The 14,586-nt window shown below is 69.6% G+C and carries 10 protein-coding genes; 6 read left to right on the forward strand and 4 right to left on the reverse strand.

Features of this window, described 5'->3' with window-relative positions; genetic code table 11:
• Positions 1–247 precede the first annotated feature (247 nt).
• Positions 248–1,405 carry a glycoside hydrolase family 18 protein gene (locus tag ACZ4IF_RS41685; RefSeq protein WP_467573558.1) on the forward strand — a complete coding sequence of 386 codons (1,158 nt, stop codon included), beginning with the start codon at positions 248–250 and terminating at the stop codon, positions 1,403–1,405.
• A gap of 157 nt (positions 1,406–1,562) precedes the next feature.
• Positions 1,563–1,856 (forward strand): hypothetical protein, encoded by a 294-nt coding sequence (locus ACZ4IF_RS41690; protein ID WP_467573561.1) that lies wholly within the window; start codon positions 1,563–1,565, stop codon positions 1,854–1,856.
• 40 nt (positions 1,857–1,896) lie between these two features.
• Here ACZ4IF_RS41690 and ACZ4IF_RS41695 read toward each other — a convergent pair whose 3' ends face one another.
• From ACZ4IF_RS41695 to ACZ4IF_RS41710, 4 genes are read right to left on the reverse strand one after another with little or no spacing between them, the layout of a single operon-like run.
• The gene (locus ACZ4IF_RS41695) at positions 1,897–2,667 is read right to left on the reverse strand and encodes a succinate dehydrogenase/fumarate reductase iron-sulfur subunit (RefSeq protein ID WP_095936425.1); all 771 of its coding nucleotides are present in this window, start codon (positions 2,665–2,667) and stop codon (positions 1,897–1,899) included.
• The gene (locus ACZ4IF_RS41700; RefSeq protein WP_467573565.1) at positions 2,664–4,607 is read right to left on the reverse strand and encodes a fumarate reductase/succinate dehydrogenase flavoprotein subunit; all 1,944 of its coding nucleotides are present in this window, start codon (positions 4,605–4,607) and stop codon (positions 2,664–2,666) included. The genes ACZ4IF_RS41695 and ACZ4IF_RS41700 overlap by 4 nt, the downstream gene beginning before the upstream one ends.
• 16 nt (positions 4,608–4,623) lie before the next feature.
• Positions 4,624–5,445, reverse strand: coding sequence for a hypothetical protein (locus tag ACZ4IF_RS41705; RefSeq protein ID WP_345652936.1), 822 nt, complete (start codon positions 5,443–5,445; stop codon positions 4,624–4,626).
• Positions 5,446–5,463: 18 nt separating this feature from the next.
• Positions 5,464–5,790, reverse strand: a complete 327-nt coding sequence (locus ACZ4IF_RS41710; RefSeq protein WP_467573570.1) for a hypothetical protein — start codon at positions 5,788–5,790, stop codon at positions 5,464–5,466.
• Between the two features lie 567 nt (positions 5,791–6,357).
• Here ACZ4IF_RS41710 and ACZ4IF_RS41715 point away from each other — a divergent pair.
• From ACZ4IF_RS41715 to ACZ4IF_RS41730, 4 genes are all read left to right on the forward strand, one after another.
• Positions 6,358–8,799: an ABC transporter family substrate-binding protein gene (locus ACZ4IF_RS41715; protein WP_467573575.1), complete on the forward strand. Its 2,442-nt coding sequence runs from the start codon at positions 6,358–6,360 to the stop codon at positions 8,797–8,799.
• 300 nt (positions 8,800–9,099) lie between these two features.
• A complete protein-coding gene (gene typA, locus ACZ4IF_RS41720; RefSeq protein ID WP_467573579.1) occupies positions 9,100–11,007 on the forward strand; it encodes a translational GTPase TypA in 1,908 nt (635 codons plus the stop codon).
• A 630-nt stretch (positions 11,008–11,637) separates the two neighbouring features.
• Positions 11,638–12,666 carry an ABC transporter permease gene (locus ACZ4IF_RS41725; protein WP_467573582.1) on the forward strand — a complete coding sequence of 343 codons (1,029 nt, stop codon included), beginning with the start codon at positions 11,638–11,640 and terminating at the stop codon, positions 12,664–12,666.
• A gap of 114 nt (positions 12,667–12,780) precedes the next feature.
• The gene (locus ACZ4IF_RS41730) at positions 12,781–14,580 is read left to right on the forward strand and encodes an ABC transporter substrate-binding protein (protein WP_467573584.1); all 1,800 of its coding nucleotides are present in this window, start codon (positions 12,781–12,783) and stop codon (positions 14,578–14,580) included.
• Positions 14,581–14,586 lie beyond the last annotated feature (6 nt).

Raw genomic sequence — 14,586 nt, forward strand, 5'->3', positions numbered from 1 at the left:
ACCGCCCGCCGCACCGGCCACCGCCGCGTCCCCGGCGGCCCCGGATCACGACCCCGGCCCCGCTTCGGATCCTGTGCCGGACCCCGCACCCGGCCCTGTGCCGGACCTCGAACCCGGCCCTGCGTCGGCCTCCGCGACCGGCCCTGCGTCGGCCTCCGCGACCGGCCCTGCGGCCGATTCCGCGACAGGCCCCGCGTCGGGCCCCGCGGACACCGATCCCGCGTCGGGCCCCGCGGACACCGACACCGTGTCCGCCCCCGCGGAGCCCTCGTCGGGCCGGGCAGAGACCGCGCCGGGCCCCGCCGAGGCCCCGCGGCACGCCACCGAGAAGCCGCCCGGGGCCGTCCCGGAGTCCGGGGCGGGAACCCGGGGCGGGCCCGTCGGGCGGATCTGGCGGCACCCCCGCCTGCGGTGGCCCAAGCGCGTGCTGCTCGCGCTGGTCCTCGCCCTGCTGGTGCCCTCCCTGGCCGCGGGCATCGCCCTGCGGGTGAACTACGCCGGAGACCCCGGGCCCGGGACCGCGACGAGGAACCGTGACGCCCTCTGGCTGGGGCACGCCTGGGTCGACGGCCGGAAGAAGGACGCGGACGTCACCTCGCTGGCGGCGCGGCTGCGGAGCACCGGCATACACGACCTGTACGTGCACGCGGGACCGCTGGAGCACGACGGGACCCTGCCGAGGACGGCATACCCGCGGGCCGCGTGGCTGATCGCGGCGGTGCACCGCGAACTGCCCGGCGTACGTGTGCAGGCCTGGCTCGGCGACGCGCTGGCGAGCGAAGGGCCGAACGGGCTGCGCATGGAGCGGGCGGCGACCCGGAAGGCGGTCGTGGGCTCCACCCGGCAGATCCTGGCGGCCGGATTCGACGGCGTCCACTTCGACTTCGAGCCCCTGCACTCCGGCAACCGGGACTACCTCTCCCTCCTCGACGACCTGCGTGAGGTGACCCGCTCCCGGCAGGTCCCGCTCTCCGTCGCCGCCCATCAGATCGACCCGCTGCCGGCCGCCCACGCGGTCCGCGGCACCCTCACGAACCACCCCAAGTGGTGGTCCCAGTGGTACTTCGGACAGGTCGCCCGACGGGTCGACCAGATCGCCCTCATGTCGTACGACACGGCCCTTCCGATGGAGAGCCTGTACGGCGGCTACGTCGCCCAGCAGACCTCGCTCGCGCTGGAGGTCACCCCGAAGTCGACCGACCTGTTGATGGGCCTGCCGTTCTTCCACGAGGACGACATGAGCCACCACGAGTCCGCCGAGACGGTCACCGCGGCCGTGCGCGGCGCGCGTCTCGGCCTGTCCCGTACGGACCGCCACCGCGACCGCTTCGGCCTCGCCCTCTACGTCGACTTCGCGGCGACCGAGGCCGACTGGACCGCCTACCGGGAGGGCTGGGTGCGCTGACGGGCCCTGCCCTCGCCGCGGTCGCCGATCCGTACGCGTTCTTGACGCGGGGTCTCTGGAGGCCCGGGCGCCCGCGTGCCATGATCGGCCCGTGGGTGCGCTCCGGCCCGCCCGCGCGACGGCGTGCTTCCGAGGCGCGCCGGAGGAAGGGGGAGCCGTGCACCCGTATCTGGTGGCGGCGGCCGTGCTGGCCATGGTGGCTCTCGCGGCGCTGGGGATCGTGGCCATCACGACGGGCTGGCTGATGCCGCTGGGCCGCCACCGCGTGCTGCGTCCGAAGCTGTGGGGCTACGGAGCGGTGACGGCGAGCGCCGGGATGAGCCTGTTCATGTTCCTCGGCCCGTTCCACGGTCCCGACGCCGAAATGACCACGTTCGCCATGTCGGGCATGGGCCTGTTCCTGCTGGGCAACGTGCTCCAGGTGGCGGCGCAGCGACCCGGCCGGCGCTGAGCCGGGCCCGCGGCCGCTGCCTCCCGCCGGGTCGGACCCGCTAGGTCCGACGCCTGCCGATCTTCGACCCGAGCCACACCAGCGGGTCGTACTTGCGGTCGACGGCGCGTTCCTTCAGGGGGATCAGCGCGTTGTCCGTGATCTTGATGCCTTCGGGGCAGACCTCCGTGCAGCACTTGGTGATGTTGCAGTAGCCGAGGCCGTGCTCGTCCTGGGCGGTCGCCTTGCGGTCGAGTCCCGTGTCGGCGGCGGCGTCCAGCGGGTGCATGTCCAGCTCCGCGACCCGCATCAGGAAGCGCGGGCCCGCGAAGGCGGTCTTGTTCTCCTCGTGGTCACGCACGACATGGCAGGTGTCCTGGCACAGGAAGCACTCGATGCACTTGCGGAACTCCTGCGACCGGTCGACGTCCTCCTGCTGCATCCGGTACTCACCGGGCCCCAGTCCGGCGGGCGGCACGAAGGCTGGGACCTCCCTCGCCTTCGTGTAGTTGAAGCCGACGTCGGTGACGAGATCGCGCACCACGGGGAACGCACGCAGGGGCGTGACGGTGATCGTCTCCTCGCGCGTGAACACGGACATCCGCGTCATGCACATCAGCCGCGGCCGTCCGTTGATCTCCGCCGAGCACGAACCGCACTTGCCCGCCTTGCAGTTCCAGCGCACGGCCAGGTCGGGGGCCTGTGTGGCCTGGAGCCGGTGGATGATGTCCAGCACCACCTCGCCGTCGTTCACCTCGACCGCGAAGTCCTCCAGGCCGCCGCCCTTGACGTCGCCCCGCCACACCTTGAAGCGGGCCTCGTAGCTGCTCACTCGTAGAGCTCCTCTTCGGCGAGGTACTTGACCAGCTCTTCCTTCTCGAAGAGAGCGAGCAGGTCGGAGCGGATGGGTTCGGTGGTCTCGCGGACCAGGTCGATCTGCCCGCGTACGGGGTCGGTCGCGGCGAGTCCGCCCGTCGGGTCGGTCAGCCGGCAGAGCAGATTGATCCGCCGCCAGGCGCGGTCCATCGACGGATGGTCCTCGCGGGTGTGCCCGCCACGGGACTCGGTGCGTTCCAGTGCGGCCCGGGCCACGCACTCGCTGACCAGCAGCATGTTCCGCAGGTCGAGGGCGAGGTGCCAGCCGGGGTTGAACTGGCGGTGCCCCTCCACGCCGGCCCGGCGTGCCCGTACCCGCAGGTCCGCGAGTTTCTCCAGGGCCTGTTCCATCTCCGCCTCGCGCCGGATGATGCCGACCAGGTCGTTCATGGCCTGTTGGAGTTCCTGGTGCAGGGTGTACGGGTTCTCGGGCGGGCGGCCGTCCTCCTCACCCGCTTCGGGTCCTTCGGCGGAGAAGGGCCGCAGCGCCTCCGCTGCCGCCGTGTCGATCTGGACGTCGTCCACGGGCGGGCGGGCGTCGTCCAGGCCGGCGGCGTACTCGGCCGCGTGCAGACCGGCCCGGCGGCCGAACACCAGCAGGTCGGAGAGCGAGTTGCCGCCGAGCCGGTTGGAGCCGTGCATGCCGCCCGCGACCTCACCGGCCGCGAACAGCCCCGGTACGCCGCGCGCCGCCGCCGTGTCCGAGTCGACCGCGATGCCGCCCATGACGTAGTGGCAGGTGGGGCCGACCTCCATCGCCTCCGCCGTGATGTCGACGTCGGCGAGCTCCTTGAACTGGTGGTACATCGAGGGGAGCCGGCGCCTGATCACCTCGGCGGGCATACGGGTGGACACGTCGAGGAAGACACCGCCGTGCGGCGAGCCGCGGCCCGCCTTCACCTCCGAGTTGATGGCGCGGGCGACCTCGTCCCGGGGGAGCAGTTCGGGGGGACGCCGGTTGTGGTCCGGGTCCTCGTACCAGCGGTCGCCCTCCTCCTCCGACTGCGCGTACTTCTCCTTGAAGACGTCGGGGATGTAGTCGAACATGAACCGCTTGCCCTCGGAGTTCCTGAGCACTCCGCCGTCGCCGCGCACGGACTCGGTGACGAGGATGCCCTTCACCGACGGCGGCCAGACCATGCCCGTCGGGTGGAACTGCACGAACTCCATGTTCAGCAGGGGCGCACCGGCGAGCAGGGCGAGCGCGTGCCCGTCGCCGGTGTACTCCCACGAGTTCGACGTCACCTTGAAGGACTTGCCGATGCCGCCGGTGGCGATCACCACGGACGGTGCTTCGAGGACGAAGAAACGGCCGGTCTCCCGCTCGTAGCAGAAGGCACCGGAGACGCGTTCGCCGTCCTTCAGGATCCGGGTGACGGTGCACTCCTGGTAGACCTTCAGGCGCGACTCGTAGTCCCCGGTCTCCTTCATGTCCTCCTGCTGGAGGGAGACGATCTTCTGCTGGAGCGTGCGGATCAGTTCCAGACCCGTCCGGTCGCCGACGTGGGCGAGCCGCGGGTATTCGTGGCCGCCGAAGTTGCGCTGCGAGATCCGCCCGTCGGCGGTGCGGTCGAAGAGCGCGCCCCACGTCTCCAGTTCCCAGACGCGGTCCGGGGCCTCCGTGGCGTGCAGCTCTGCCATCCGCCACTGGTTGAGGAACTTCCCGCCGCGCATGGTGTCGCGGAAGTGAACCTGCCAGTTGTCACCGGAGTTGACGTTTCCCATGGCCGCGGCGATGCCGCCCTCGGCCATCACGGTGTGCGCCTTGCCGAACAACGACTTGCAGATCACCGCCGTACGGGCGCCCCGCTCCCGGGCCTCGATGGCGGCACGCAGCCCGGCGCCACCGGCGCCGACCACGACCACGTCCCACTCCTGCCGGTCGACCACGGACATCACAAGGCCCCACTCACTAGAAGAAGCGCGGATCGTCGAAGGCGCCGGACGCGACCAGGTACACGTAGAAGTCGGCGAGTGCCACGCTCACCAACGACGACCAGGCCAGCAGCATGTGACGGGCATTCAGCTTCCCGACCCACTGCCACATCCGGTAACGCACGGGATGTTTGGAGAAGTGCTTCAGCTTGCCGCCGACGATGTGCCGGCAGGAGTGGCAGGAAAGGGTGTACGCCCAGATCAGGACGATGTTGACGAGGAACACCAGCGTGCCCAGGCCCATGTGGCCCCAGCGGTAGTGCTCGTCGCGGAAGGTGAGCACGGTGTCGTACGTGAGGATTCCCGCGACGACGACGGCCGCGTAGAAGAAGTACCGGTGGATGTTCTGGAGGATCAGCGGGAAGCGGGTCTCGCCGGTGTACTTCTTGTGCGGTTCGGCGACCGCGCAGGCCGGTGGCGAGGCCCAGAAGCCCCGGTAGTAGGCCTTGCGGTAGTAGTAGCAGGTCAGCCGGAAGCCGAGCGGGAAGATCAGGATGATGATGGCGGGGGACAGGCCCCACCAGCTCCCGAAGAGGTCCGCGTTGGGCCCGGCGTGCATCGTCCTGCACCGGTCCGCGAGACACGGCGAGTAGAACGGCGAGACGTACGGCGCCGCGTAGTAGTACGTGTCGGCGAAGGCCCGCCAGGTCGAGTACACGACGAAGGCCAGCAGCCCGGCCGCCGTGACGGCGGGCGCCAGCCACCAGCGGTCGGTCCGCAGATGCGGTTCGGCGATCGCGGCGCGCGTACCGGAACGTACGCCGCCGCTGTTCAGATGAGGTTCCGTGCCAGTGGTCAACGAATGCTCCGGTCGGGGTCAGGGGGCGTGCCGGTTGCGGGCGCCGAGACCCTCGTCGTCCGAATCGGTCCACAGGGAGCTGTCGTACGGGGTGTCGGGGATGGGGACCAGGTCGGGTCGGCGGGGCGACGGGGGGCCACCCCGGGCGGTCGCGGCCGAGCGCTCGGGGGAGGTCCCCGAGGCGGCCTCGCGCAGCAGCGCGACGCTCTCGCGCAGGTGATCGGCGTCTGTGCGCACCCGGCGCATCTCCAGACCGCCGCCCATCTGCTGTTCCAGCCGCCCGACGGACCTCTGGAGGTCGTCGAGACAGCGCTGGACTGACGTCAAGTCTTCGTGCACGGACATGACTTGCCCTCACTTCCACGGACACTGTGGTCCCAGGCGGCAACGTTCATGCGCCTGCGAGTGTTGCGCGTCACAGACGCCCGTGTGAAGGCGCGTGCACGGATTTGAGGTCACGCCCCCCGCGGCTCGGCCACCGGATCGGCTGTGAGAACCGGGGCGCGGGGGACGGGAGCCCGGAGAGCCCCGGAACCCTCCGGGGTTCTCCGGAGCCGCTGAGAGCGGCAAGGCTCAGGGGGCGGACCGGGGCCGGGGGACCGACGTGGCTCCCAGCGCGGGCCGGTTCGAACCACGCGACTCGGGGTCGGGCCGGCTCCTGGGAGCGACGCTCCAGGGGGCGGAGCGGTGACAGGCCGGGGCCTCCGGCGCACAGGACGGCCCCGGAGGCCCCGGCACCGCCCGGCATTGCTCCGCACGGGTGGGCTTCGAGCCCTCCACCGCCGTGTCGCCGCGTCCGTGAAGCCCCTCTCCCCTTCAGTGGGCGCATAGATCTGATCAGCTCCATATACCGCCAAACGTGATCAGAAACCGACCTGCCCCACAGCGGAGCATCCCCCGGAGGTTGCAGTGATGTCCCACGACGGCGTCGGACTGCGCGCGGTGATGCGCTCGGTCGCGTTCCTCACCGCGGGAGCGCTCGCGGTACCCCTCCTCAGTGCGTGCAGCTCGGAGGACGACGCGAGCAAGCCCATTGCCGCGCAGGACATCGCGCCCGCCTCCCGTGACCAGATCACCGACGGCGGCACGCTGCGCTGGGCCGTGGACTCCGTTCCGGAGACTCTGAACGCCTTCCAGGCGGACGCCGACGCCGCGACCACGCGCGTCGCCGGTGCCGTCCTGCCGTCGATGTACCGCCTCGACCAGAACGGGCGCCCGCAGATCAACCCGAACTACCTGGAGTCCGCGAAGGTCGTCGAGAGCGAGCCCAAGCAGGTCGTGCTGTACAAGCTCAACCAGCAGGCGGTCTGGAGCGACGGGCGGGAGATCGGCGCCGCCGACTTCGCCGCCCAGTGGCGGGCCCTGTCCGGCAAGGACACCGCGTACTGGACCGCCCGCAACGCCGGCTACGACCGCATCGAGAAGGTGGAGCGCGGCAAGAACAACCTGGAGGTCCGCGTCACCTTCAGCCGGCCCTACGCCGACTGGAAGTCGCTGTTCTCGCCGCTGTACCCGAAGGACGTCATGGGCACCCCGGACAGCTTCAACGACGGCGCGCGCAGGAACCTGAAGGTCACCGCCGGGCCGTTCGCGGTCCAGGCGGTCGACCGCACGGGCGGGCAGGTCAGTCTCACCCGCAATCCGCGCTGGTGGGGCCGTCCCACCAAGCTCTCCGAGATCGACCTCGTCGCCGTTCCGCGCGCCGATCGGACCACCGCGCTCGCCGCGGGCCGGGTCGACCTGGCCGAGGTCGACGCCGCGCAGGCCGAGCAGATCAGCCTCGCCTCCCGCGACAAGGGCACCGCGCCCCTCCAAGGGGCGTACGTCTCGCCCGGCACGTCCGCGTCCGCATCGGGCACGGCATCCGGCGAGGCGTCCGCGTCGGGGACCGCATCGAGCGAGGCGTCCGCCGGCGCGTCCGGCGAGGCCTCCGCGAGTGCGTCCGACGGAGCTTCCGCGAGCGCGTCCGACGGAGCTTCCGCGAGCGCGTCCGACGGAGCTTCCGCGAGCGCGTCCGGTGAGGCCTCTCCCGACGGTTCCCAGAAGGCGTCCGCGAGCGCGAGCGGCACGGCGTCGGCGAGCGCGTCCGACGACGGCAAGCCCGCACGGCGTACGAAGCACGGGAAGAAGGCGGAGCCGGCCGACCAGGTCGCGGGCCTGAGCGGATTCGTGATCCGCAAGTCCCTCGAACCGGCCTACACCCAGCTCGCCCTCAACGGCTCCGAGGGCCCGCTCGCCGACGAGCGCGTGCGCCGTGCCGTGGCCCGCGCCCTCGACCGCAAGGAACTCGCCCGGGTGGTGCTCCAGCCGCTCGGTCTGCCCGCCGAGCCGGTCGGCAGCCACCTCGCGCTCTCGGGTCAGCAGGCGTACGCCGACAACAGCGGCGCGCTCGGTGACCAGGACACCGCCGAGGCGCAGGCCCTGCTCTCCGACGCGGGATGGGTGCGTGGCGGCCCGATCACCGAGGAGAAGAAGACGGAGAAGGCCGCCGGGTCCAAGGGCAAGAAGGCGGAGGACGCCGAGGACCAGGACGGTTCCGGCGACGACGGGACGTACATCGTCGGCGAGGACAACAAGCCCGCCGAGGCCGACCGGGAGCAGAAGAACGACCCGAAGGACCACTCGGGGAACCACCCGTACAAGCCGGCCGACGAGCAGGCCGGCGGGCACCTCGACGGCACCCGCTACGGGCACAAGGACGCCCATCGGGACGCTCCGGCGGGCGGGGCGCCCGGGGCCTACGCCCCCAAGGGCACGGCCGCCCCCGCCGGCGCCGCGGCCGGCGCGCTCGCCAAGGACGGCAAGCCGCTGACGCTCCGCTTCGTCCTGCCCTCGGGCCCCGGTTCGGATCCCCTGCGCACGGTCGCCGACCGCATCTCGCAGATGCTCCAGCGCATCGGCATCCGCACCGACGTGTCCAGGGTCGCGGACGAGAGCTACTTCAAGGACCACATCGCCTCGGGACAGTACGACCTGGCGCTCTACTCGTGGCCCGCCTCCGCCTTCCCGGCCACCGACGCGCGCCCGATCTACGCCAAGCCGGTGCCCGCCGCCGACGGCTCCCTGAGCGTCGAGCAGAACTACACCCGCGTCGGCACCGACCAGGTCGACCAGCTTTTCGACCAGGCCATCGCCACGCTCGACGAGGACGAGGCGAGCGCACTGGTCCGCAAGGCCGACGCCCGGATCTGGGCCGCCGCCGGATCGATCCCGCTCTTCCAGCGCCCCCAGCTCACGGCCGCCCGCTCGACCCTCGTCAACACCGGCGCGTTCGGGTTCCAGACCCCGATCTACGAGGACATGGGCTTCCTGAAGAAGGGCGCGAACCCCTCGGCCGGCCCGTCGAAGAGCTAGTGCCGCGGCACTAGCGGCCGGGACCACCCGCCGGCGCGCCGGGCCCGCCGTCGAACAGCGGGGGACCGTCGGTCGAACGGCCGGGGACGCCCTGGGGTCCCCCTTCCCCGGGAGCGGGCCCCGGCGGACCGAAAAGGCCCGGTGAGCTCGGAGAAGAGCTCGCCGGGCCGTCGCCGTCGTGGCCCTGCGGAGGCCGCCTCCGTCGCGGCCACGTACCATGGGGTAAGGCCGTGGCGTGTTCAGCCCGGCAGGCCCCGCGCAGCGGAGGCCGTCCACTCACCCCGGGAGAAGCGCCTCAATATGGCCACGCGCCACGACATCCGCAACGTCGCCATCGTCGCCCACGTCGACCATGGCAAGACCACCCTGGTCGACGCCATGCTCAAGCAGGCCGGTGCCTTCGCCGCGCACGCCGCCGAGTCGCTCGACGACCGCATGATGGACTCGAACGACCTGGAGCGTGAGAAGGGCATCACGATCCTGGCGAAGAACACGGCGGTCAAGTACCACCCGAAGGATGGCGGCGACGCCATCACGATCAACATCATCGACACCCCCGGCCACGCCGACTTCGGTGGTGAGGTCGAGCGCGGTCTGTCGATGGTGGACGCGGTCGTCCTCCTCGTCGACGCCTCCGAGGGCCCGCTGCCGCAGACCCGCTTCGTGCTGCGCAAGGCGCTGCAGGCCCGCCTGCCCGTCATCCTGTGCATCAACAAGACGGACCGCCCGGACTCGCGCATCGACGAGGTCGTGAACGAGGCGTACGACCTCTTCCTCGACCTGGACGCCGACGAGGACCAGATCGAGTTCCCGATCGTCTACGCCTGCGCGCGTGACGGCGTGGCGTCGCTGACCAAGCCGGAGGACGGCACCGTCCCGGCCGACAGCGACAACCTGGAGCCGTTCTTCTCCACGATCCTGGAGCACGTCCCGGCCCCGTCCTTCGACGAGTCCGCGCCGCTCCAGGCCCACGTGACCAACCTGGACGCCGACAACTTCCTCGGCCGTATCGCGCTGCTCCGCGTCGAGCAGGGCGAGCTGCGCAAGGGCCAGACCGTCACGTGGATCAAGCGCGACGGCACGATGGCGAACGTGCGCATCACCGAGCTGCTGATGACCGAGGCGCTCACCCGCAAGCCCGCCGAGGTGGCCGGCCCCGGTGACATCTGCGCCGTCGCCGGTATCCCGGACATCATGATCGGTGAGACCCTCGCCGACACCGAGAACCCGATCGCGCTGCCGCTGATCACGGTCGACGAGCCGGCGATCTCCATGACCATCGGCACGAACACCTCGCCGCTGGTCGGCCGCGGTGGCACGGGCAAGGGCGCGGACGCCAAGACCGCGGTCAAGGACCGCAAGGTCACCGCCCGCCAGGTCAAGGACCGCCTCGACCGCGAGCTGATCGGTAACGTCTCCCTCCGCGTGCTCGACACCGAGCGCCCGGACGCCTGGGAGGTCCAGGGCCGTGGTGAGCTCGCGCTCGCCATCCTGGTCGAGCAGATGCGCCGTGAGGGCTTCGAGCTGACCATCGGCAAGCCGCAGGTCGTCACCCAGGAGATCGACGGCAAGATCCACGAGCCCGTCGAGCGCATGACGATCGACGTGCCCGAGGAGCACATGGGCGCGGTCACGCAGCTCATGGGCGTCCGCAAGGGCCGGATGGACAACATGTCGAACCACGGCTCCGGCTGGGTCCGCATGGAGTTCGTCGTCCCGTCCCGCGGCCTCATCGGCTTCCGTACGGAGTTCCTGACCGGCACGCGCGGCACGGGCATCGCCCACTCCATCCACGAGGGCCACGAGCCGTGGTTCGGCACGCTGGCGACCCGTAACAACGGCTCGCTCGTCGCCGACCGCGCCGGCGCCGTCACCGCGTTCGCGATGACGAATCTCCAGGAGCGTGGCGTGCTGTTCACCGACCCCGGCACCGAGGTGTACGAGGGCATGATCGTCGGCGAGAACTCGCGCTCCGACGACATGGACGTGAACATCACCAAGGAGAAGAAGCTCACGAACATGCGGTCGTCCTCGGCCGACTCGTTCGAGGCAATCGTGCCGCCGCGCAAGCTCTCGCTGGAGCAGTCGCTGGAGTTCTGCCGCGACGACGAGTGCGTCGAGGTGACCCCGGAGGCCGTTCGCATCCGCAAGGTCGTGCTCGACCAGCGTGACCGTGCCCGCACCGCGAGCCGCGCCAAGCACGGCTGATCCACTGCGCCGAGTACGGCTGATCCGCCGCGCCGAGCGTGGCTGATCCGCCGGGAATCGAGCCCGGGTGCCCCGTCATGGGGTGCCCGGGTTTTTTCGTTGCGGAAGATCTAGCCTTTCGCGCCGTCCCGTACAACCGGTTTTTTCCGGCTCTCGTGTCCGAAATGCGGAGCCTGCCGCCCGATACGCATGTAACACGTCCGTTTCGCGGGCTTCTCTCTCAGATCATTTTGTCCAGATTTTGGAAGATGTACGCGACAGCTGTGATGGAACCGAGACCTAAAGGCAGTGGTCGGTAGTTGGCTCATGTCAGATAGTTAGCCGCGTAACGCTCGGGTCAATGGGTCATGCGCTGTGGGGACAGCGCCGACTCACGAGCACAGTGGGGTGTTTGACCCTCCGTCAGGGGTGTCGGAGGTCAGTCAGGGGCCCCTCCTGTCCGTGCACCGGTTGAGTCATGAGGAGGCACCAGATGCCAACTACGCGTGTTCATCTGCGAGTTGTCGCATACCGCGCCGCGGCGCACAGCGACCGCTAGGCATACGTCTCTCCTGATCCGCATGGTCCGAACGTGGCCGCCCGCACCCTGAGGCGGCCACGGACTCGGCGTACCCATGAAATGGACGAACCATGACGAGTCCGATCGAGATCGAGGGCGCGGAAGCCTCCACCGAGGTCGACGAGCAGACGCCGCAGAAGGGTTCCGACACGCCGGAGAAGCTGGAGGGCCGATCGCCCGGCCAGCTGATGTGGCGCCGGTTCAAGCGAGACCGCACCGGTGTGGTCTCCGCCTACGTGGTGCTGTTCTTCTTCCTGATCGCCGCCCTCGCTCCGCTGATCTCGAAGCTGTACGGCAAGAACCCGTACACGCTGTACGGGCAGGACGATCCGCTGCTCCTGAACGACTTCAACATGCCCGCCGGCCCCAACGGCGGCATCACCTCGGAGTACTGGTTCGGCATCGAACCCACCCTGGGGCGCGATGTGTTCACGCAGCTCCTGTACGGCATGCGCACCTCGCTGTACACGGCGTTCGCGGCGACCGTCGCGATGGTCTTCATGGGCGTGCTGATCGGCCTGTTCGGCGGCTACTTCGGCGGCAAGGTCGACTACTGGCTCGGCCGTCTCACGGACTTCCTGCTGGCCTTCCCGCAGCAGCTGTTCATGATCGCCTCGATGCCGGTCATCACCGCGGTGTTCGTGGCTCCCGACGAGGAGACACCCACCTACATCCACGCGCTCGCGATCATCGGAGTGCTGTGGTTCCTCGGCTGGATGGGCCTCGCCCGGCTCATCCGGGCGGTCACCCTCTCGCTGCGCGAGCGGGAGTTCGTCGAGGCCGCGAAGGTCGCGGGCGCCTCGCCGTGGCGCATCATCCGCAAGGAACTGCTGCCCAACCTCGTCACACCGATCCTGGTGCAGGGCACCTACATGCTGCCGAGCACCATCCTGTCGGTCGCGTTTCTCTCGTTCGTCGGCGTCGGTTACACCGAACCGACCCCCGACTGGGGCCGGATGTTCGCCATCGGGTCGGACATCTACGAACAGGACCCCGTCTACATGTTCTTCCCGGGTGTCGCCATGGTCATCTTCGTCGTGGCGTTCAACCTCCTCGGTGACTCGGTCCGGGACGCCTTCGATCCCAAGACGGGCCGCTGACCCCGAGTGCGGGGTGCCGCTGCCACCCGGGAGCCGGCGACGAACCGGCAGTGCACCGCCAGGCAGCACCAGTGGATCACTGATCACAACTCACAGGCAGGTGGACTCGACTCCATGAGCATCATCAGTTCTCGCAGAGCGCGGACCGCCGTCGTCGCGGTCGCGGCCGGCGCCCTCGCGCTGGCCGGCTGCAGCAGCAGTGACAGCGGCAACGGCAAGGACAAGAGCAAGAGCAAGAAGGAGGCCGCCGCCCAGTCGGCCGCGGTGACCATGGGTACCGCAGCGGACTCGACGGGTCCTGCCGAGGAGGTCCCGGGTGCCAAGCCCGGCGGCACGATCCAGGTGTACGAGGAGGACGACTTCTCGCACCTCGACCCCGGCCAGATCTACGTGAGCGACGCCGGCCTGCTCTCCAAGCTCATCTTCCGCGGCCTCACCACGTACAAGGAGGACGACAAGGGCGCCCTCACCGTCGTGGGTGACCTCGCCACCGACCCCGGCAAGATGTCGGACGGCGGCAAGACGTGGACGTACACCCTGAAGGACGGGATCAAGGACGAGACCGGTCATGTGATCGACTCGGCCGACGTCCGGCACACCTTCGAGCGGCTCTACGACCCGTTCATCACGGACGGCCCGTCCTACATCCAGCAGTGGATGTCGGGTTCCGGCACCACCTACCGCAAGGCGTACGCCGGCCCGTTCAAGGGCGGCAAGCACCTGCCGGACTCGGTGCTCGCCACCCCCGACGACAAGACCGTCGTCTTCCACTTCAAGGTCGCCCAGCCCGACCTGCCGCAGGCCCTGGCCATGGCCGGCTACTCCGTCGTCCCGGAGAAGACGGACACGAAGGCGAAGTACGACACCAAGCCCGTCGCCCTCGGCCCGTACAAGATCTCGGAGTTCAAGGCCGGCAAGAGCGTGAAGCTGGTCAAGAACACCAACTGGGACGCGAAGAGCGACGCCATGCGGCACCAGTACGTCGACGGCTTCAACATCGACATCAACCACGACGACGAGGACCAGACCAAGACGATCCTCGCCGACCGTGGTGACGCCAAGAACGCCATCATGATGACCGGCCAGGTCGCGACCACGCAGGTGCAGAAGGTCGTCTCCAACGCCGCGGCGATGAAGCGCACCATCCAGGGCTACGCGCCGTACGTGTGGCAGATGAACTTCAACATGGACCGCATCAAGGACAAGAAGATCCGCGACGCGATCACCTACGCCATGCCGTCCACCGCCATGTACAAGGCTGACGGTGGCGCGTACGGCGGTGAGGTCGCCAACAGCCTGATGTCGCCGACCACTCCGGGCTACCAGAAGGACTACGACCCCTTCGGCCGCTCGAAGAAGCCCAACGGTGACATCGAGAAGGCCAAGAAGCTGATCGACGAGGCCGGCGCCAAGGGCATGAAGATCGTCTACGCCTACGCCAACGTCCCGGTCCGCCAGCAGCAGGCGGTCCTCGTCGAGAACGCCCTCACCAAGATCGGCCTCGACGTCCAGAAGAAGGAGATCGACGCCGCCACCTGGTACGAGCAGGTGGGCAAGGTCAAGAACGGCTTCGACATCTACATGACCGGCTGGGGCCAGGACTGGTCCTCCGCCTCGACCGTCTTCCCGCCGCTGTACGACGGCACGCAGATCCAGGACGGTGCGTCGAACTACGCGCACATCAACGACGACCACGTGAACTCCGAGATCCAGCGGATCCTGAAGATCACGGACACCGCCGAGGCCACCAAGGCCTGGACCGCGCTCAACCAGTACATCAGCGAGAAGGTCAACCCGGCGTCGCCGATCTACTACACCAAGACGTTCCAGATCGCCGGCACCAACGTGGGCGGCCTGCGCTACTCCACGGTCACCAGCTACACCGACCCGACCCGGGTCTTCCTCAAGAGCTGACCACCC

Source organism: Streptomyces sp. NPDC025784 (assembly GCF_055558435.1).